Source organism: Hydrogenophaga sp. PBL-H3 (genome assembly GCF_010104355.1).
GTDB lineage: Bacteria > Pseudomonadota > Gammaproteobacteria > Burkholderiales > Burkholderiaceae_C > Hydrogenophaga.
Genome location: NZ_CP044972.1, coordinates 2,237,307 through 2,254,478 on the forward strand (window position 1 = coordinate 2,237,307; position 17,172 = coordinate 2,254,478).

Below are 17,172 nucleotides of genomic sequence, written 5' to 3' on the forward strand. Positions count from 1 at the left end.
GCCCATGAGCCAGGACATTCTGATCAATTGGTCCCCACAGGAAACGCGGGTGGCGGTGGTGGAGCAGGGGGCTGTGCAGGAGGTGCACCTGGAGCGCACGCTGGAGCGTGGTTTGGTCGGCAACATCTATCTGGGCAAGGTCTCGCGCGTGCTGCCCGGCATGCAGTCGGCCTTCATCGACATTGGCCTGGATCGCGCGGCCTTTCTGCATGTTGCCGACCTCATGCCCAACATCGCGGCCAAACACGCGGCACCACGTGCGAGTGTGCCGGCGGCGACCGAGTCAGAACCCGCAGCACCAGCTTCGGGCGCCAATGGCAAGCTGCTGGCTCCCAACCCTGTGCTGCCGATCGAGCGGCAAATCTTCGAGGGCCAGGCGCTGATGGTGCAGGTACTCAAGGACCCGATCGGCACCAAGGGCGCGCGCCTCACCGCACAGATCAGCATTGCGGGTCGCCTGCTGGTGTTCCTGCCGCAAGACAACCACATCGGCGTCTCGCAGAAGATTCCGCCGACGCAGCGCGAGGCCCTGCGCCAGCGCCTGCTGCGCCTGACGGCCACCACCGACGGCAGCGCAGCGGGTGGTTTCATCTTGCGCACCAACGCCGAAGACGCCACCGACGAAGAGCTTGCCGAAGACACGGCCTATTTGCGCAAGACCTGGCTGCGCATCAAGGAGGCGGCCACACGTCAGCCCTCGGCCACGCTGCTGCACGAAGACCTGAACCTCATGCAGCGCGTGCTGCGCGACCTGGTGGGGGCCGACACCCATTCCATTCGCATCGATTCGCGCGAGCAGCACGGCCTGCTCACCGCATTTGCCGCCGAGTTCATGCCCGACACCGTGGCCAAGCTGCAGCACTACAGCGGTGAGCGGCCGATCTTCGATCTGTTCAACGTCGATGAAGACATCGTGCGCGCGCTCAGCCGGCGGGTCGACCTGAAGTCGGGCGGCTACCTGGTGATCGACCAGACCGAGGCGCTGACCACGGTGGACGTGAACACCGGCGGTTTTGTGGGTGCGCGCAATTTCGACGACACGGTGTTCCGCACCAACCTCGAAGCAGCGCAAGCCATTGCAAGGCAACTGCGCCTGCGCAACCTGGGCGGCATCGTCATCGTGGATTTCATCGACATGGTGCGCGAGGATCACCGCGATTCGGTGCTCAGCGAGTTCCGCAAACAACTCGCGCGGGACCGCGTGAAAACCATGACCGGCGGCTTTTCGCAGCTCGGTCTGGTGGAGATGACACGCAAGCGCACGCGCGAGTCGCTGGCCCACATGCTCAGTGAGCCCTGCGAGGCCTGCAGTGGCAAAGGCGTGGTGAAGACCGCGCGCAGCGTGTGCTACGACATCCTGCGCGAGATCCTGCGCGAAGCCCGGGCTTTCAACCCGCGCGAGTTCCGCGTGGTGGCCTCGGCCAAGGTGGTGGAGCTGTTCCTCGACGAGGAACGGGCGCACCTCGCGGGTCTGTCGGACTTCATCGGCAAGCCGATTTCACTGCAGAGCGAAGGCTCGATGACGCAGGAACAATACGACATTGTTCTGTTGTGACCGGCCTGCTCAGGTTGGTGTTTCGGGCCTGAAGCTCTGGGCATGCAGCCGGGCGTAGAGGCCGTCGGCCTGCAGCAGCTCGCGGTGCGTGCCCTGTTCGCTGATGCGACCGTCGGCCAGCACGACCACACGGTCGGCGTGTTCGATGGTGGACAGGCGGTGTGCAATCACCAGGGTGGTGCGGCCCTTCATCAGGTGGGCGAGTGCGTCCTGCACCAGCCGCTCCGATTCGTTGTCCAGCGCTGAAGTTGCTTCGTCCAGGATGAGGATGGGGGCGTCCTTGTAGACGGCTCGCGCAATCGCCAGCCGCTGGCGCTGGCCGCCCGAGAGCTCGGCGGCGTTGTGTCCCACGGTGCTGTGAATGCCCTGCGGCAGGCGCTCGACCAACTCGCCTAGGTTGGCTGACAGCAATGCCGCGCGCACCCGGCCTTCATCGACCTCGTTGCCCATGGCTCCCAGGGCCACGTTGGCCGCGAGGGTGTCGTTGAGCATCACCACGTCCTGGCTCACCATGGCGTACTGGCGTCGCAAACTGGCCAGGTTCCAGTCGGTCAGGGGCACGCCGTCGAGCCGGATGTCGCCGCGCTCGAATTCGACGAAACGCGGCAGCAGGTTGACCAGCGTGGTCTTGCCCGAGCCGGAAGGGCCGACGAAGGCCACGGTCTCGCCCGGGTGGATGTTCAGCGAGATGCCGCGCAACGCCACCAGGCTGTCGTCGTCGCTGCGCACGACCTGGTCGTCCTTGGCCGGGTAGCGCACCCACACATCCCTCAAGTCGATGGAGCCGGCCACGCGATCGGCCGTGTGCGCGCCCCCGGGTTGCTCAGGCGTGTTCTCGATGAGTTCCAGGCCACGCTCCAGCGCCGCGAGGCCGCGCGTGATGGGCGCACTGATCTCGGCCAGGTGGCGGATCGGTGTGATCAGCATCAGCATGGCGGTGACGAAGGCCACGAAGTTGCCCACCGTCACGCCGCTGCTGCTGCTTTGCCACAGTGCTACCGCGATCACGGCCGACAGGGCGGCCGAGGCGAGCAACTGCGTGAGCGGTGTCATGGCCGCCATGGCGATGGTGGACTTGAGCGCCAGCCGGCGCAGCGCCACGCTGAGCACGTCGAAGCGCTCGGTCTGGCGCGCCTGGGCGCCGTGCAGCCGCACCATGCGGTGGGCCAGGGCGTTTTCTTCCACCACATAGGCCAGTTCGTCGGTGGCGGTCTGGCTGTCCCGGGTGAGTTTGTAGAGGCGGCGCGAGAGCACCCGCATGATGAGGATCAGGCCTGGAAACACGGTCAACACGATCAGCGTGAGTTTCCAGTTCAGGTAGAACAGGTAGCCCATCAACGCGATCACCGTGAGGCTGTCCTTGGTGAGCGTGAGGAAGGCCGACACCAGCATCTGCGAGCCGGTCTGCACCTCGTAGACCAGTGTGTTGGACAGTTTGCTGGCGCTCTGGCGGGCGAACAGCGTCATCTGGGCGTCGTTGAGCTTGACGAACATGGCCCGGCGCAGGTTGAGCAGGCCCAGGCTGGCGGTGTAGGACAGCGTGTACTGCGCCACGAAGCCGGCCAGCCCGCGGACGCCGAACAGGCCCATGAGCGCCACGGGCACCATCCACAGATCGATGTCGCCTTCGGCAAAGCCACGGTCAAGCAGCGTCTTGAGCAGCGCGGGAATGAGTGGCTCGGTCAGCGCACCGATCAGCGTGCTGATGGCGGCCAGGGCGATGCCGGTCTTGGCCGAACGGAAATAAGGCCACAGGCGCAGCAGGCGCTGGGTCAGCGTGCCGGCCAGTGGTGGGTTGGTACGGTTGGAGGCGGTCAAAAGCGGATCGGTCCCAAAGTATGCGGGCTTGCGGAACATTCCGCGCGGCGGTGAATCAGCCTTGCACCACAAGCGTCGGCCCGCGCACACACATCTTGTCACGGAAGGGCCGGATGCCTCCGTTATTATCGGTCGGCTGTGCAGGGCGTTTTGCCCCTGCTGCGACCACAGGACAAGTGACACACACAGCATGCTGGATTTGAACCGACACAACGCGCTGCCCCTGATCCCGAGACGCCGCGCGCTCGGCCTGGTTTCCACCCTCCCTCTGCTGGCTTGGCCTCTGGCTTCGCAAGCCCAGTTCCGGGTTGAGGTGGCGGGCGTCGGCCTCACCCAGTTTCCGTTCTCTGTCGTGGGTTTTCGCGGCAATGAGGTGGCCAGCGAGAACATCGCCGCCATCGTGCGCGCCGATCTGGAACGCAGTGGTCAGTTCCGTTTTGTGGAGCCCATTGCGGGCGGTCTGGACGAAACCTCCCGCCCCGACCTTGGTCCCTGGCGCGAGCGCAAGTCCGATTCCTTGCTCACCGGCAGCGTCACCAGACTGGCCGACGGCCGCTTTGACGTACGTTTCCGTCTCTGGGACGTGGTCCGTGGCCAGGACCTCGGTGGACTGAGCTACCCGGTGGGCGCGCAAGACCTGCGCCTGGCGGCCCACCGAATCGCCGATTTCATCTACGAGAAGATCACCGGCGAAAAGGGCGTGTTCTCCACCCGCATCGCCTACGTCACCAAGACCGCACAGCGCCACAACCTGTGGGTGGCTGATGCCGATGGTGAAAGCGCTCGTGCGGCCCTCACGAGCCCCGAACCCATCATCTCGCCGAGCTGGGCACCGGGTGGTGCGCAGCTGGCCTATGTGTCGTTCGAGGCCCGCAAGCCCGTGATCTATGCCCACGACGTGGCGTCGGGCAAGCGTCGGCTGCTGGCCAATTTCAAGGGCTCGAACAGCGCGCCATCCTGGTCGCCTGATGGCCGCTCGGTGGTGGCCACGCTTTCGCTCTCGGGCAACGCACAGGTCTACTCCATGGATGCCAACGGAGGTGAACCCCGCCGCCTGAGCCAGTCGGCCAGCATCGACACCGAACCGGTGTTCAGCCCCGATGGCAAGACCATCTATTTCGTGAGCGACCGCGGAGGCTCGCCGCAGGTGTACCGCATGGGGTCGCAAGGTGGCAATGCGCAGCGCCTGACCTTCACCGGCAACTACAACATCTCGCCCGCGCCCAGCCCCGACGGCCGCTGGCTGGCGTTCATCTCACGGGTGAACGGAGCCTTCCGCCTGCATGTGATGGAGCTCTCCAGTGGCAACGTCACGGCGCTCACCGAATCGAGCGCCGACGAGAGCCCCAGCTTCTCGCCCAACAGCCGCATGATCATCTACGCCACCCGGGAAAAGGGGCAGGAAGCCCTGATGACCACCACGGTGGATGGGCGCATCAAAACCCGGCTGGCCGGCGCGCAGGGTGACATCCGGGAGCCCGAGTGGGGCCCGTTCCTGCGCTGAGTCAAGCCTGGGGGTGCGCAGCATTCCCACACACATTCGTTTTTCATTTCCAAGGAATTTTCATGACCACATCCATCTCGACCGCTTCTCTTCAAAACACCTGGGCCCGACGCGGCGTTCGCCTGGTTGCCGGCTTGGGCCTGGCCGCTGTGCTGGCCGCTTGCAGCTCGGGCGTGAAGCTCGACGATGTGCCGGTTGAAAATCGAACGGGCTCGGCGGTCAACTCCGGTGGTGCTGCGGGTGGGCAAGGTGGTGCGGTCGATCCGCGCGGCGTGTCGGGCGTGTCCGTGGGTGGTGCAGACTCGGCGCAGCCTGCCGCCGTGGCCCGCATCATCTATTTCGACTACGACAGCTTCGAGGTCAAGGCCGATTCAGCCGCCACGCTGGAAGCCAACGCACGCTACCTCAATGCCAACCGCACTCGCCGTGTGAACCTCGAAGGTCACACCGACGAGCGTGGCGGCCGCGAATACAACCTGGCTCTTGGTCAGAAGCGCGCCGAAGCTGTGCGCCGTGCGCTCAGCCTGCTGGGCGTGACCGATGCACAGATGGAAGCGGTGAGCTTTGGTGAAGAAAAACCTGCGCAGGTCGGCCTGGACGAAACCTCGTTCGCCAAGAACCGCCGCGTTGAACTGACCTACCGTTGAACATGAAGCTCTCCACCGCAGCGCCCTGGGCGCTTTCGCTGGCAGTCTTGTGGCCCTTCCAGGCCCATGCCCTGTTCGGCGACGACGAGGCCCGCAAGGCCATCATCGAGCTGCGCCAGAAGGTGGATGCCAACAAGCAGGCTTCCGATGCCGCTGCAGCAGAAGCGCGGGAAGGTGATGCCGGCGCGCGGCGCAGCATGCTCGAGCTGTCCAACCAGATCGAGCAGTTGCGTGGTGAACTGGCGCGCCTGAGGGGCCAGAACGAACAATTGGCGCGCGAAGTCTCCGAACTCCAGCGCCAGCAGAAGGACGTGCAATCCGGCATCGACGAACGCTTGCGGCAGGTGGAGCCGCTGCGCATCGAGTACGACGGCCAGACGTTCACGGCAGCGCCCGCCGAAAAGAGCGACTTCGATGCTGCGATGGCGCAGTTGCGCAAGTCCGAGTTCCAGCCCGCGTCGGCGGCCTATGCCGCTTTCATGCAGCGGTATCCGGCCAGCGGCTACACACCCTCGGTGCTGTACTGGTTGGGCAACGCCCAGTACGCGAGCCGCGCTTACAAGGAAGCCGTGGTTACCCATGGCCGGCTGGTGCGCGAGTTCCCAGCCCATGTGCGCACGCCCGAGGCGATGCTCGCCATGGCCAACAGCCAGATCGAGCTGAAAGACGCGCGCACCGCCAAGCGCACGCTGGAAGACCTCGTGAAGGCGTACCCCAACGCCGAAGCCGCAGCAGCGGCGCGCGAGCGACTGGCCCGGCTGCGCTGATGCGCGGTGCGCGCTTCGGCGCGTATCGATCAATGAGCAGTGAGGTCGGCCTCCTACAATGGCGGCCATGGAAATTGCCGACCTTCTCAAGCTGAATGCCCTTGTGCTCTGGGCCGCCTTCGCGGTGGCTGTTGTTTTCGGGTTCATCGCACAACGCACCCATTTCTGCACCATGGGGGCGATCAGCGATATCGTGAACATGGGTGACTGGACCCGCATGCGCATGTGGGGCATGGCAGTGGGTATCGCCATGATCGGCTTTTACGGCATGGCATGGTTGGGCTGGATAGATCCGAACCAGAGCATTTACACCGGCAACCGCGTGATCTGGCTCTCTGCCACGTTGGGTGGGCTCCTGTTCGGTTTCGGCATGGTGCTGGCGTCGGGCTGCGGCAGCAAGACCCTGGTGCGCATCGGCGCGGGCAGCCTGAAGTCGCTGGTGGTCTTCTTCGTCATGGGTTTCGCAGCATTTGCCACGCTGCGCGGCGTGACCGCTGTGCTGCGCGTCAACACCGTGGACAAGGTGAGTTTCGAGATGGCCTCCGGGTCAGCGCTGCCCGCCTGGCTGGCCAGCCTCACCGGCATGGAGCCCACACTGACCGGGCTAGTCTTTGCGCTGGTGGTCGGCGGTGCGCTGGTGGTCTGGGCCCTGGTGGGCCAGGATTTTCGCAACGCCAACAACTTGCTGGCCGGTATCGGGCTCGGGCTGGTGGTGATCGCAATGTGGTGGGTCAGTGGCCGACTGGGTTTCGTGGCCGAACATCCCGAGACCCTGGAGGCCGTCTACCTGGGCAGCAACACGGGCCGGATGGAGGCGCTGACCTTCACCGCGCCGATGGCCTTCACCCTGGACTGGATCATCTTTTTCAGCGACACCTCCAAGGCGCTTACTTTCGGCATCGTCACGGTGGCGGGCATGGTCGTTGGAGCACTTGTCTGCGCCTTGCTTGAAGGCAGCTTCCGCTGGGAAGGGTTTCGCAGCACACAAGACACGGCACTGCACCTGACTGGCGCGGTGTGCATGGGAGTGGGTGGTGTCACGGCACTGGGTTGCACGGTGGGCCAGGGCATGTCGGGCCTGTCCACGCTGAGCCTGACGAGCATCATCGCCGTGACAGGCATCGTGCTGGGCGCCATCGGTGGTTTTCGTTTTCAGATCTGGTTGCTGGATCGCGAGTGACACAAGACGCCATCGCATTGTTCGAACGCCGCTTTGGTGGCCTGCGCCGTCTGTATGGTGTCGATGGAGCGCAGCGTGTCTTTGACGCGCATGTGGTGGTGGTGGGCATTGGTGGTGTGGGGTCCTGGGCGGTGGAAGCCCTGGCGCGCAGCGGCGTGCGCCGTCTCACGCTGATCGACCTGGACCACGTGTCCGAATCCAACATCAACCGGCAGATCCATGCGCTGGAGCCGACCCTGGGCCAGGCCAAGGCTGATTCGATGCGCGAACGCATTGCGCTGTTTCACCCGGGCTGCTTGGTCGACGTGGTGGATGACTTCGTGACGCCCGACAACTGGCCAGCCTTGCTGCAGGCCTTGCCGGGACTTATGGGCTTGCCCTCGGCTGTCATCGACGCATGCGATCAGGTGCGTGCCAAGACCACCTTGGCCGCCTGGGCAGCAGCCCATTCGGTGCCATTCATCACCGCGGGTGCTGCCGGTGGCAAGCGGCTCGCCCATGCGGTTGATGTCGCCGATCTGGCTGACGTCACGCACGATCCCTTGCTGGCGCAATTGCGTTACCGCCTTCGCAAGCACCACGGTGGCGCGCGCTCGGGGAGCATGGGCGTGAGCTGTGTGTTCAGCCGCGAGACTGTGGCCCCGCCCGACGCGTCCTGCAACATCGAGGGTCCCGATGGCTCGCTCAATTGCCACGGCTATGGCTCAGTGGTCAGCGTCACGGCGACCTTCGGCTTTTGTGCTGCGGGGTGGGTGATGAACACCTTGTCGAAAGATGTGAATGCAATCTCGACGAGGTCTTCAAAAGTCCCTAAAAAAGAAGCTATAATTTGAGGCTTCGCGGGATACACAATGTGTAAACAGTGTGAAGAACGCGAAGCCCTGATGGGACGTTAGCTCAGTTGGTAGAGCAGCGGACTTTTAATCCGTTTGTCGTGGGTTCGACCCCCGCACGTCCCACCAAAACATTTGAAGCCCTGATCGAAAGATCAGGGCTTTTTTGTTGCTCGCGCAGGTCATGAGGCGGGAGCGGCCTCAGGTCTTTTTTACGAAGCCGTAGATCATCAACAAAATGATGGCGCCGACGACCGAGGCCAGAAAGCCCACGGGATCACCTTGCCGGTAAAGACCAAGCGCTGCACCCAGGAAGCCGGCCAGGAACGAGCCCGCCACCCCGAGCAGGGCGGTCATGATCCAGCCCATGCTGTCGTTGCCGGGCTTGAGGGCGCGTGCGATGAAGCCGGCGATGAGGCCGATGAAGAGGGTGCCGAGGATGGACATCATTGGAAGGCTCCAGAGGGTTGAGATTGATACAAAAGCAGTAGAGCTTGCACTCTAGCCGCTTTTCATCGCCTCCCCTGGGCACCTACTTCGGTTGTCCGGCGAAGGGTCAGGCGTTGACGGACTCGATTGCTTCGGTGAGTTCCAGCCAACGTGCTTCGAGAGCCTCGTTCTCGTCATTGACGGCCTTGAGCTGCTTGCCGTTGTGTGCGAGGTCGGTCGGACTCAGCGGTTGGCTCATGCTGGCTTCCAGGCGAGATTTCTCCTGTGCCAGTTGCGCCATGCGCTTCTCGGTCTGCTCCAGCTCTTTCTTCAGCGGCTTGGTTTTTTCTGCCAGTTGCTGGCGGCGCTGGGCGTCGTTGCGTTTCTGCTCGGGCGCGGCCACGGGAGCCACCACGGGATTGCGCTGGGCATCGCGCTGTTCCTGACGTTGCGCCTCGCGAGATTGCTTGGCCATGTCCAGCAGGTAGCGCTGGTAGTCGTCCAGGTCGCCATCGAAGGGCTCGATGCCACCGCGAGAGACCAGCCAGAACTCGTCGCACACCGCGCGCAGCAGGGCACGGTCGTGGCTGACCAGCATGACCGTACCTTCGAATTCGTTGAGTGCCACCGACAGGGCCTCGCGCGTGGCGAGGTCGAGGTGGTTGGTGGGTTCGTCGAGCAGCAGCAGATTGGGGCGCTGCCAGACGATCATGCACAGCACCAGGCGCGCTTTCTCGCCGCCGCTCATGCTGCCCACGCTTTGCTTGACCTGATCGCCGGTGAAGTTGAAGTTGCCGAGGAAGCTGCGCAGGTCTTGCTCGCGCGTGGGCTGGCCGCTCAGGCGACCTTCGGCCGTGCATTCGCGCACCAGCCGGATCATGTGCTCCAGCGGGGTGTCGGCCGGGCGCAGCACGTCGAGCTCTTGCTGGGCGAAGTAGCCGATGTTCAGGCCTTTGCCTTCGGTGATCTGGCCGGCGAGCGGTTGCAGGTCGCGCGCGATGGTCTTGACCACGGTGGACTTGCCCTGGCCGTTGGCACCCAGGATGCCGATGCGCTGGCCCGCGAGCACCGAGCGGCTGATGTTGCGCACGATGATGGTGGGCTCGCTGCCTTCGTCGGGTGGCGGGTAACCAAAGCTGGCGTCGCTCATGGCCAGCATCGGGTTGGGCAGGTTCTGCGGCTCGGTGAATTCGAAGGTGAAGTCGGCATCGGCGAGCACCGGGCCGATCTTCTCCATGCGCTCGAGCGCCTTCACGCGGCTCTGTGCCTGTTTGGCCTTGCTGGCCTTGGCCTTGAAGCGGTCGATGAACTTCTGCAGGTGCGCCATCTTGTCCTGCTGGCGCGCGTAGGCCGACTGCTGCAGCGCCATCTGCTCGGCGCGCATGTCTTCAAAGCGGCTGTAGTTGCCACCGTAGCGCGTGAGCTGCGCGGTGTGAATGTGTATGGTGACGTTGGTCACGGCGTCCAGAAACTCGCGGTCGTGGCTGATGACCAGCATGGTGCCTTCGTAGCGCTTGAGCCAGGCTTCCAGCCAGACCAGGGCATCCAGGTCCAGGTGGTTGGTGGGCTCGTCGAGCAACAGCAACTCACTCGGGCACATGAGGGCACGCGCGAGTTGCAGGCGCATGCGCCAGCCGCCAGAGAAGCTGTTGACCGGGCGCTCCAGCTCGTCGGTGCGAAAGCCCAGGCCCAGAATCAGCGCCTGAGCGCGGGCGGGCGCGTCGTGCGCGCCGGCGTCGTGCAGTGCCATGTAGGCGTGCGCCATGCGTTCGCCATCGCCGCTGTCCTCCGAGGCGGTCACTTCCTGCTGGGCGGCGAGCAAGGTCACATCACCTTCGATCACGAACTGCGTGGCCGTCTGGTCGGTCTCCGGCATGTCCTGGGCCACCTGCGCCATGCGCCACTGGGGAGGCACATAGAAGTCGCCCTTGTCTTCGTGCAACGTGTGGTTGAGCAGACCGAACAGGCTGGATTTGCCCGCGCCGTTGCGTCCTACAAGGCCGACCTTTTCGCCCGGGTTGATGGTGCAGGATGCGTTGTCGAGCAGGACCTTCACGCCGCGGCGAAGGACAAGGTTTTTCAAGGTGATCATGGAGCGGGCGTCTGCAAGGTGTGCAGTGCCGTGATGGATTCAAGGGTGAGCAAGAGGACCTGGTCATCGCCGGCGCTGGTGGCCAGCCAGACGGTTTCCAGGTGGGGGAACGCAGCTTCGAAATGCGCGCGTTCATTGCCGATTTCCAGCACCAGCACGCCCTGAGGCTTGAGGTGGCGGGGCACGTCGCGGATCAGCTGTCGCACGAAGTCCATGCCGTCCACATTGCCCGCGGTGTTGCCGTCCAGGGCCAACGCCGGTTCAGCGCGGTACTCCGGCGGCAGGGCCGCCATGCTTTGTGCGTTCACATAGGGTGGGTTGCACAGGATCAGGTCCCAGGGGCCGGGGCAGTTCTTCAGGCCGTCGGACACCACCAGCTGGATGCGGTGTTGCAGTTCGTGCCGGGCCACGTTGATGCGGGCGACTTCCAGGGCCTCGGGTGAGATGTCTGCGCCGGTCACGCGCACGTCGGGGTAGGCCATGGCGGCGAGCACGGCCAGACTACCGTTGCCGGTGCACAGGTCAAGCACATCGCGGGTTTTTTCGTCCAGCCAGGGATCGATCGAGCCCTCGGCCAGCAGCTCGGCAATGAAGCTGCGCGGCACGATGGCGCGCCGATCGACGTGGAAGGGCACGCCCTGCAGCCAGGCTTCGCCGGTGAGGTAGGCGGCTGGCTCACGGGAGTCGATCCGCCGCTGGATCAGCGCCTCCACCTCGGCTTGCTGCTGCGCCGTGACGGGCTGGCGGGTGAGGGCGTCCAGGTCGCTGTCCAGCGGCAGGCCGAGCTGCCACAGCACGAGCCAGCTGGCTTCGTCGCGCGCGTTGGTGGTGCCATGGCCATAGGCCAGATGGGCCGCATCCAGGCGGCGGGTGGCCGCAGCCAGCAGTTCTTTCAGTTTCACGGGAGCGCTCAGTGTGGGGAGCCGGCGAGGCGGGACAGGTTGTCCAGTGTGCGGCGGTAAATGTTCTTGAGCGGTTCGATGTCGGACACGGCCACGTGCTCGTCAATCTTGTGGATGGTGGCGTTGGGGGGGCCGAGTTCTATCACCTGTGGACAAACCTGCGCGATGAATCGCCCGTCGCTGGTGCCACCAGTGGTGGAGAGTTCGGTCTCGATGCCGATCTCCGATCGAATGGCCTCGCGCACCGCGTCCACCAGCGTGCCGGGTGGGGTGAGGAATGGGCGACCGCCCAAAGTCCAGCTCAGGTCGTAGCCGCTGTCGGGCAGCAGACCGTGGCGCGCGAGAATCCCGGCCACGCGCTGCTGCAAGCCTTCGGGCGTGGACTCGGTGGAGAAACGGAAGTTGAAGTCGATCACCACGGTGCCGGGAATCACGTTGCTCGCACCGGTGCCGCCGTGGATGTTGCTGATTTGCCAGCTCGTGGGCGGGAAGAAGGCATTGCCGGCGTCCCATGCCGTGCCAGCGAGCTCGGCCAAAGCGGGCGCTGCCAGGTGGATCGGGTTCTTCGCCAGGTGCGGGTAGGCGATGTGGCCCTGAATGCCCTTGACGGTGAGCTTCCCACTCATCGTGCCCCGGCGGCCGTTCTTGATCATGTCGCCGGTGCGCTCGACCGACGTGGGCTCGCCCACGATGCACCAGTCGAGCCGCTCGCCGCGTTGCTTCAGCCGCTCGCACACCACCACGGTGCCGTCCACGGCAGGGCCTTCCTCGTCGCTGGTGAGCAGAAAGGCAATGTCAATGGCCGGCCGTGGATGCATGGCCACGAATTCCTCGCAAGCCACCACCATGGCGGCGAGCGAGGCTTTCATGTCGCTGGCGCCACGGCCGTAGAGCTTGCCGTCGCGGTGCGTGGGAGCAAACGGATCGCTGCTCCACGCGCTGGCGGGGCCGGTGGGAACCACGTCGGTGTGGCCGGCGAAGATCAGCGTGGGTTGCTGGCCCGTGCCCAGCCGGGCCCACAGATTGGTCACCCGGAAATCGTCGGGGCCGCTCTCGATCGTCTCGCAGGCAAAGCCCAGCGCAGACAGGCGCTGCGCAATGACCGACTGGCAGCCTTCATCGCGCGGCGTGACGGAGGCGCGGGCGATGAGCTGTTCGGTCAGGCGCAGGGTATCGGTCATGGGATCAGTGTTTCACGTCGAGCGTGAACTCGGTGAAAGTGGCGTCCTCGGTCGTGTCTTCGTCGCTCGCATTGGCCGCGTCGTTCGACTTGAGGGCGTGAAAGTCGTTCTGCAGGCGCCAGAGCAGGTTGTTGGGCGAGTCGGCCTGCGCCAGGCCTTCGTTGCGCGTGACCAGGCCGTCGTTGATGAGGCGTGCCAGGTCCTGCTCGAAGCTCTGTGAGCCGTCGGCCAGTGATTTCTCCATGGCCTCGCGCACGCCGGAGAAATCGGCCTTCTGGATCAGGTCGGCGATCAATGAGGTGTTGAGCAGCACCTCCATGGCCGGCACGCGGCTGCCGGTGTGGGTGCGCAGCAGGCGCTGCGACACGATGGCGCGCAGGGCGGCAGCCAGGTCGCCGAGCATGGTGGGACGCACCTCGACCGGGTAGAAGCTCAAGATGCGGTTGAGCGCCTGGTAGCTGTTGTTGGCATGCAGCGTGGCCAGACACAGGTGACCCGACTGGGCATAAGCGATGGCGGCCGACATGGTCTCACGGTCGCGGATTTCACCGATCAGGATCACGTCGGGTGCCTGGCGCAGCGCGTTCTTCAGCGCGATCTGCAGCGAGGCCGTGTCGGGCCCGATCTCGCGCTGGTTGACCACCGACTTCTTGTTGCGATAGACGTATTCGATCGGGTCTTCGATGGTGAGCACGTGACCGCTGGCGCATTCGTTGCGGTGGTCGATCATGGCCGCCAGCGTGGTGCTCTTGCCCGCACCGGTGGCACCCACCATGAGCACCAGGCCGCGTTTTTCCATCACCAGGTCGGCGAGCACGGGCGCCACGTTGAGCGAGTCGAGCGCTGGAATGTCACCCGGGATGTAGCGGATCACCACGGCAATCTGGCCGCGCTGGCGAAACGCGCTGATACGGAAGTTGCCCAGTGCCTCCAGCGGCACGGCCATGTTGAGTTCGCCGGTTTCCTGCAGTTCCTCCATGCGGGTGGAGGGCACGATCTCGGAGAGCAGGTTGCGCGGGGCCTCCGGTGGCAGCACCTGGCTGTTGATCGGGATGGTCTGGCCGTTGATCTTGATCATGGCTGGCGCATGCGCCGTCAGATACACATCCGAGGCCTTCTTCTCGGCCATCAGGCGCAGGATGCGCTCCATCGTTCCGCTGCTCATGCTGATCCCTTCAGGTAACTACGTTCAGTGAGACAGGCCGCCGCGCCGGGCCGCCCCAGGCGAGGCCAGCCCCCTTGGGCAGCAGCGACTCGCGAAGCGGCGGCGCGTGGGGGCATCTTGCTCAGTCCCGAAGGAGGTCGTTCAGGCTGGTCTTGGAGCGCGTCTGTGCGTCCACCGTCTTGACGATGATGGCTGCGTAGGTGCTGTAGTCTTTGCCCGATGCCGTTTTCTTGGGCAGGCTGCCGCTGATCACCACGCTGCCGCTGGGCACGCGGCCAAACACCACCTCGCCGGTGTCGCGGTTGAAGATGGGCGTGCTCTGGCCGAGGTAGACGCCCATGCCCAGCACGGAGTTTTCTTCGACGACCACGCCTTCGACCACCTCGGAGCGCGCGCCGATGAAGCAGTTGTCTTCGATGATGGTTGGGCCCGCCTGCAGGGGCTCCAGCACGCCGCCGATGCCGACGCCGCCCGAGAGGTGCACGTTCTTGCCAATCTGGGCACAGGAGCCGACCGTGGCCCAGGTGTCGACCATGGTGTTCTCATCCACGTAGGCGCCGATGTTCACGTAGCTGGGCATCAGGATCGCTCCCTTGGCCACAAAGCTCCCGCGGCGCGCCACGGCGGGCGGCACGACGCGCACGCCGGTGGCCTTCATTTCGGATTCGCTCAGGTGCGAGAACTTGGTTTTGACCTTGTCGAAGAAGCCCAGGTCGCCCGCGCGCATGAGCTCGTTGTCCTTGAGGCGGAACGACAGCAGCACCGCTTTCTTGATCCACTGGTGCACCGTCCACTGGCCCACGGCCTGGCGCGTGGCCACGCGCAGGCGGCCCTTGTTGAGCTCGGCGATCACGTGTTCCACCGCGTCCAGCACTTCCTTCGGCGCGGAGGCGGGGGAGAGTTCGGCGCGCTTGTCCCAGGCGTTGTCGATCAGGCTTTGCAGTTGTTGTGTCATGAGGCAGGTCGGAGGAAGAAAAAGAAAAAAGGGGGAGTCAGGTGCACCCGGCCATGAAGGCTCTGATGCGGTGGGCGGCTTCCAGGCATTCGGCGGGCTCGGCCACCAGGGCCATGCGCACGCGGCCCGTGCCGGGATTCGATCCGTTGAAATCGCGCGCGAGGTAGCTGCCGGGCAGAACCGTCACATTGTATTGAGCCAGCAGCGCGCGGGCGAAGGCTTCGTCGGCGCTCAGGCCCTTGGATGCATCGGCAAACGACGCCGGAACCCCGGCCCACAGGTAAAAAGACGCGTCGGGCAGGGCCACATCGAGCACCTCGGCCAGCAAGGGGGTGACCTGGGCGAATTTTTCACGGTACTGGCGCCGGTTGTCCACCACATGGGCTTCGTCGTTCCAGGCGGCCATGCTGGCGGCCTGCACCACGGGGCTCATGGCGCCGCCATGGTAAGTGCGGTAGAGCAGAAAGGGCTTGATGAGCGAGGCGTCACCGGCCACGAAACCGCTGCGCAGGCCCGGCACGTTGCTGCGCTTGGAGAGGCTGGTGAAACTCACCAGGTTGCGGAAATCGGTACGGCCGAGCGCGTGTGCGGCCTCCAGACCGCCCAGCGGCGGCTCGTCCCGGAAATAGATTTCGCTGTAGCACTCGTCGGACGCGATCACGAAGCCGTGCCGGTCGCTCAGCTCGAAAAGCTTGCGCCATTCCTCCAGCGGCATCACCGCGCCGGCCGGGTTGCCTGGCGAGCACACAAACAGAAGCTGGGTCCGGGCCCACACGTCGGCCGGCACGGCGTCCCAGTCGGCCGCGAAGTTGCGCGCCGGGTCGCTGGCCACATAGAACGGCTCGGCGCCACCCAGCAGGGCCGCGCCTTCATAGATTTGATAGAACGGGTTGGGAAACACCACCGTGGCGCCCGGGCGCGTCGGGTCAATCACGGTCTGGGCGAAGGCGAACAGCGCCTCTCGCGAACCATTGACCGGCAGCACCTGGGTGGCCGGGCTCACCGCCACGCCATAGCGGCGCTGCACCCAGGCCGCGCAGGCTTCGCGCATGGCGGGCTCGCCGGCGGTGGCCGGGTAGCTGGAGAGACCCGTGTCCAACGCCTGGGCCAGGGTTTGTTTGAGGAACGTTGGCGCGGCGTGTTTGGGCTCGCCAATACCCAGGCTGATGGGGCGAAGTTCCGGGTTGGGGGTGATGTCGGCAAACAGCCGACGCAGACGCTCGAAGGGGTAGGGCTGCAGGCGGGACAAAAGCGGGTTCATGCCGCGATTATCCCGGTGCCCGGCAACACACCGCGCCTGCGGGGGCGTTCGGCGGCGCCCGGCAGGCACTTTCAGCGCATGCTGGCTGCTGTCCCGGCGGGTTTGCTGCGCAGGTACTGCAACAGCTGGTCCACCGACAGCAGGGCCGTCATCATCAAGGTGATGGCGATCACCAGCGTGGGCAGGCGGAACGAACTGATGTAGCTGGCGCCTTGCGGAATGGCGTTGCGGCTCTCGGTGGTGCACACGAACTCGGCCGCATACATGCCGGTGTAGTGCATCGCGCAGACTGCCACACCCATGGCCAGGGCGGCGGCAATGCGGCGGTTGAGCGTGGGGCTGTTGAAGGCCAGCCAGAGCGCGGCGGTGGCTGCCACGATGGCGATCACCATGGAGAGCACCACCACGCCATAGTCCCAGCGGATATAGCCGTTGATCTTCAGGCCGAACATGCCCAGGTAGTGCATGACGACCACGCTCATGCCCAGCAGCACGCCGGCGGTGGCCAGGCGGGGCAGGTTGTCGGGCGATTTGGCAGCGAAGCTCACCGTCCACGACGTGGCGACGATGACGATCAGAAGTGATGCGAAGGTATCCACCATGGAGTAGCTGCTGCCCACGTCCATGTCGAGGGCGAGCATGCCAATGAAGTGCATGGACCACACACCGATGCCGCCCAGCGAGACTCCCACGGTGAGGACGTTGGACAGGCTCTGGCGCCCGCCGAGCTGATTCACTCGGCCAGCGGCTGTGAGCGCCACGAAGGAGCCGACGACGGCAAAGACGAATGACAGGGCGACCAACAAGGGATTGAAAGCGGTGGTGACGTAGGGGTTCATGGCGGGGTGGCGTTCGGCGCGAAATAGCGGGGTTTAAACGACTC

Annotated in this window: 15 protein-coding genes and 1 tRNA gene; 7 read left to right on the plus strand and 9 right to left on the minus strand. The window is 64.9% G+C overall.

Features of this window, described 5'->3' with window-relative positions; all coding sequences use genetic code 11:
• Positions 1 to 4: 4 nt before the first annotated feature.
• Positions 5 to 1,555, plus strand: a complete 1,551-nt coding sequence (locus F9Z44_RS10450; RefSeq protein ID WP_159605880.1) for an Rne/Rng family ribonuclease — start codon at positions 5 to 7, stop codon at positions 1,553 to 1,555.
• Between the two features lie 9 nt (positions 1,556 to 1,564).
• Here F9Z44_RS10450 and msbA read toward each other — a convergent pair whose 3' ends face one another.
• A complete protein-coding gene (msbA, locus tag F9Z44_RS10455; RefSeq protein ID WP_159605882.1) occupies positions 1,565 to 3,412 on the minus strand; it encodes a lipid A export permease/ATP-binding protein MsbA in 1,848 nt (615 codons plus the stop codon).
• A gap of 151 nt (positions 3,413 to 3,563) precedes the next feature.
• Between msbA and tolB the strand changes: the two genes are divergently transcribed.
• From tolB to F9Z44_RS10485, 6 genes are all read left to right on the plus strand, one after another.
• Entirely contained in the window at positions 3,564 to 4,877 is a 1,314-nt protein-coding gene (gene tolB, locus F9Z44_RS10460) for a Tol-Pal system beta propeller repeat protein TolB (protein ID WP_159605884.1), read from the plus strand.
• Between the two features lie 62 nt (positions 4,878 to 4,939).
• Complete coding sequence (gene pal / locus F9Z44_RS10465) at positions 4,940 to 5,524, plus strand: peptidoglycan-associated lipoprotein Pal (protein ID WP_159605886.1); 585 nt, start codon at positions 4,940 to 4,942, stop codon at positions 5,522 to 5,524.
• A 2-nt stretch (positions 5,525 to 5,526) separates the two neighbouring features.
• A complete protein-coding gene (ybgF, locus tag F9Z44_RS10470) occupies positions 5,527 to 6,291 on the plus strand; it encodes a tol-pal system protein YbgF (RefSeq protein ID WP_159605888.1) in 765 nt (254 codons plus the stop codon).
• Between the two features lie 67 nt (positions 6,292 to 6,358).
• The gene (locus tag F9Z44_RS10475) at positions 6,359 to 7,471 is read left to right on the plus strand and encodes a YeeE/YedE family protein (protein WP_159605890.1); all 1,113 of its coding nucleotides are present in this window, start codon (positions 6,359 to 6,361) and stop codon (positions 7,469 to 7,471) included.
• Positions 7,468 to 8,304: a tRNA threonylcarbamoyladenosine dehydratase gene (locus F9Z44_RS10480; RefSeq protein WP_201449945.1), complete on the plus strand. Its 837-nt coding sequence runs from the start codon at positions 7,468 to 7,470 to the stop codon at positions 8,302 to 8,304. Before F9Z44_RS10475 ends, F9Z44_RS10480 begins: the two co-directional genes overlap by 4 nt.
• 53 nt (positions 8,305 to 8,357) lie before the next feature.
• Positions 8,358 to 8,433: transfer RNA gene (locus F9Z44_RS10485), tRNA-Lys, on the plus strand.
• A gap of 72 nt (positions 8,434 to 8,505) precedes the next feature.
• Here F9Z44_RS10485 and F9Z44_RS10490 read toward each other — a convergent pair.
• From F9Z44_RS10490 to F9Z44_RS10525, 8 genes are all read right to left on the minus strand, one after another.
• Complete coding sequence (locus F9Z44_RS10490; RefSeq protein WP_159605892.1) at positions 8,506 to 8,754, minus strand: GlsB/YeaQ/YmgE family stress response membrane protein; 249 nt, start codon at positions 8,752 to 8,754, stop codon at positions 8,506 to 8,508.
• Between the two features lie 106 nt (positions 8,755 to 8,860).
• Positions 8,861 to 10,825, minus strand: coding sequence for an ABC-F family ATP-binding cassette domain-containing protein (locus F9Z44_RS10495; protein ID WP_159605894.1), 1,965 nt, complete (start codon positions 10,823 to 10,825; stop codon positions 8,861 to 8,863).
• On the minus strand, positions 10,822 to 11,727 hold the full coding sequence (gene prmB, locus F9Z44_RS10500; RefSeq protein ID WP_159605896.1) for a 50S ribosomal protein L3 N(5)-glutamine methyltransferase: 906 nt from the start codon (positions 11,725 to 11,727) through the stop codon (positions 10,822 to 10,824). The genes F9Z44_RS10495 and prmB overlap by 4 nt, the downstream gene beginning before the upstream one ends.
• An 8-nt stretch (positions 11,728 to 11,735) precedes the next feature.
• The gene (gene dapE, locus F9Z44_RS10505; RefSeq protein ID WP_159605898.1) at positions 11,736 to 12,908 is read right to left on the minus strand and encodes a succinyl-diaminopimelate desuccinylase; all 1,173 of its coding nucleotides are present in this window, start codon (positions 12,906 to 12,908) and stop codon (positions 11,736 to 11,738) included.
• Between the two features lie 4 nt (positions 12,909 to 12,912).
• Positions 12,913 to 14,073 (minus strand): PilT/PilU family type 4a pilus ATPase, encoded by a 1,161-nt coding sequence (locus F9Z44_RS10510; protein ID WP_159605900.1) that lies wholly within the window; start codon positions 14,071 to 14,073, stop codon positions 12,913 to 12,915.
• A gap of 121 nt (positions 14,074 to 14,194) precedes the next feature.
• Entirely contained in the window at positions 14,195 to 15,028 is an 834-nt protein-coding gene (gene dapD, locus F9Z44_RS10515; protein WP_159605902.1) for a 2,3,4,5-tetrahydropyridine-2,6-dicarboxylate N-succinyltransferase, read from the minus strand.
• 37 nt (positions 15,029 to 15,065) lie between these two features.
• Positions 15,066 to 16,289 carry a succinyldiaminopimelate transaminase gene (gene dapC / locus F9Z44_RS10520; protein ID WP_159605904.1) on the minus strand — a complete coding sequence of 408 codons (1,224 nt, stop codon included), beginning with the start codon at positions 16,287 to 16,289 and terminating at the stop codon, positions 15,066 to 15,068.
• Between the two features lie 71 nt (positions 16,290 to 16,360).
• Complete coding sequence (locus F9Z44_RS10525; RefSeq protein WP_159605906.1) at positions 16,361 to 17,128, minus strand: MHYT domain-containing protein; 768 nt, start codon at positions 17,126 to 17,128, stop codon at positions 16,361 to 16,363.
• Positions 17,129 to 17,172: the final 44 nt, after the last annotated feature.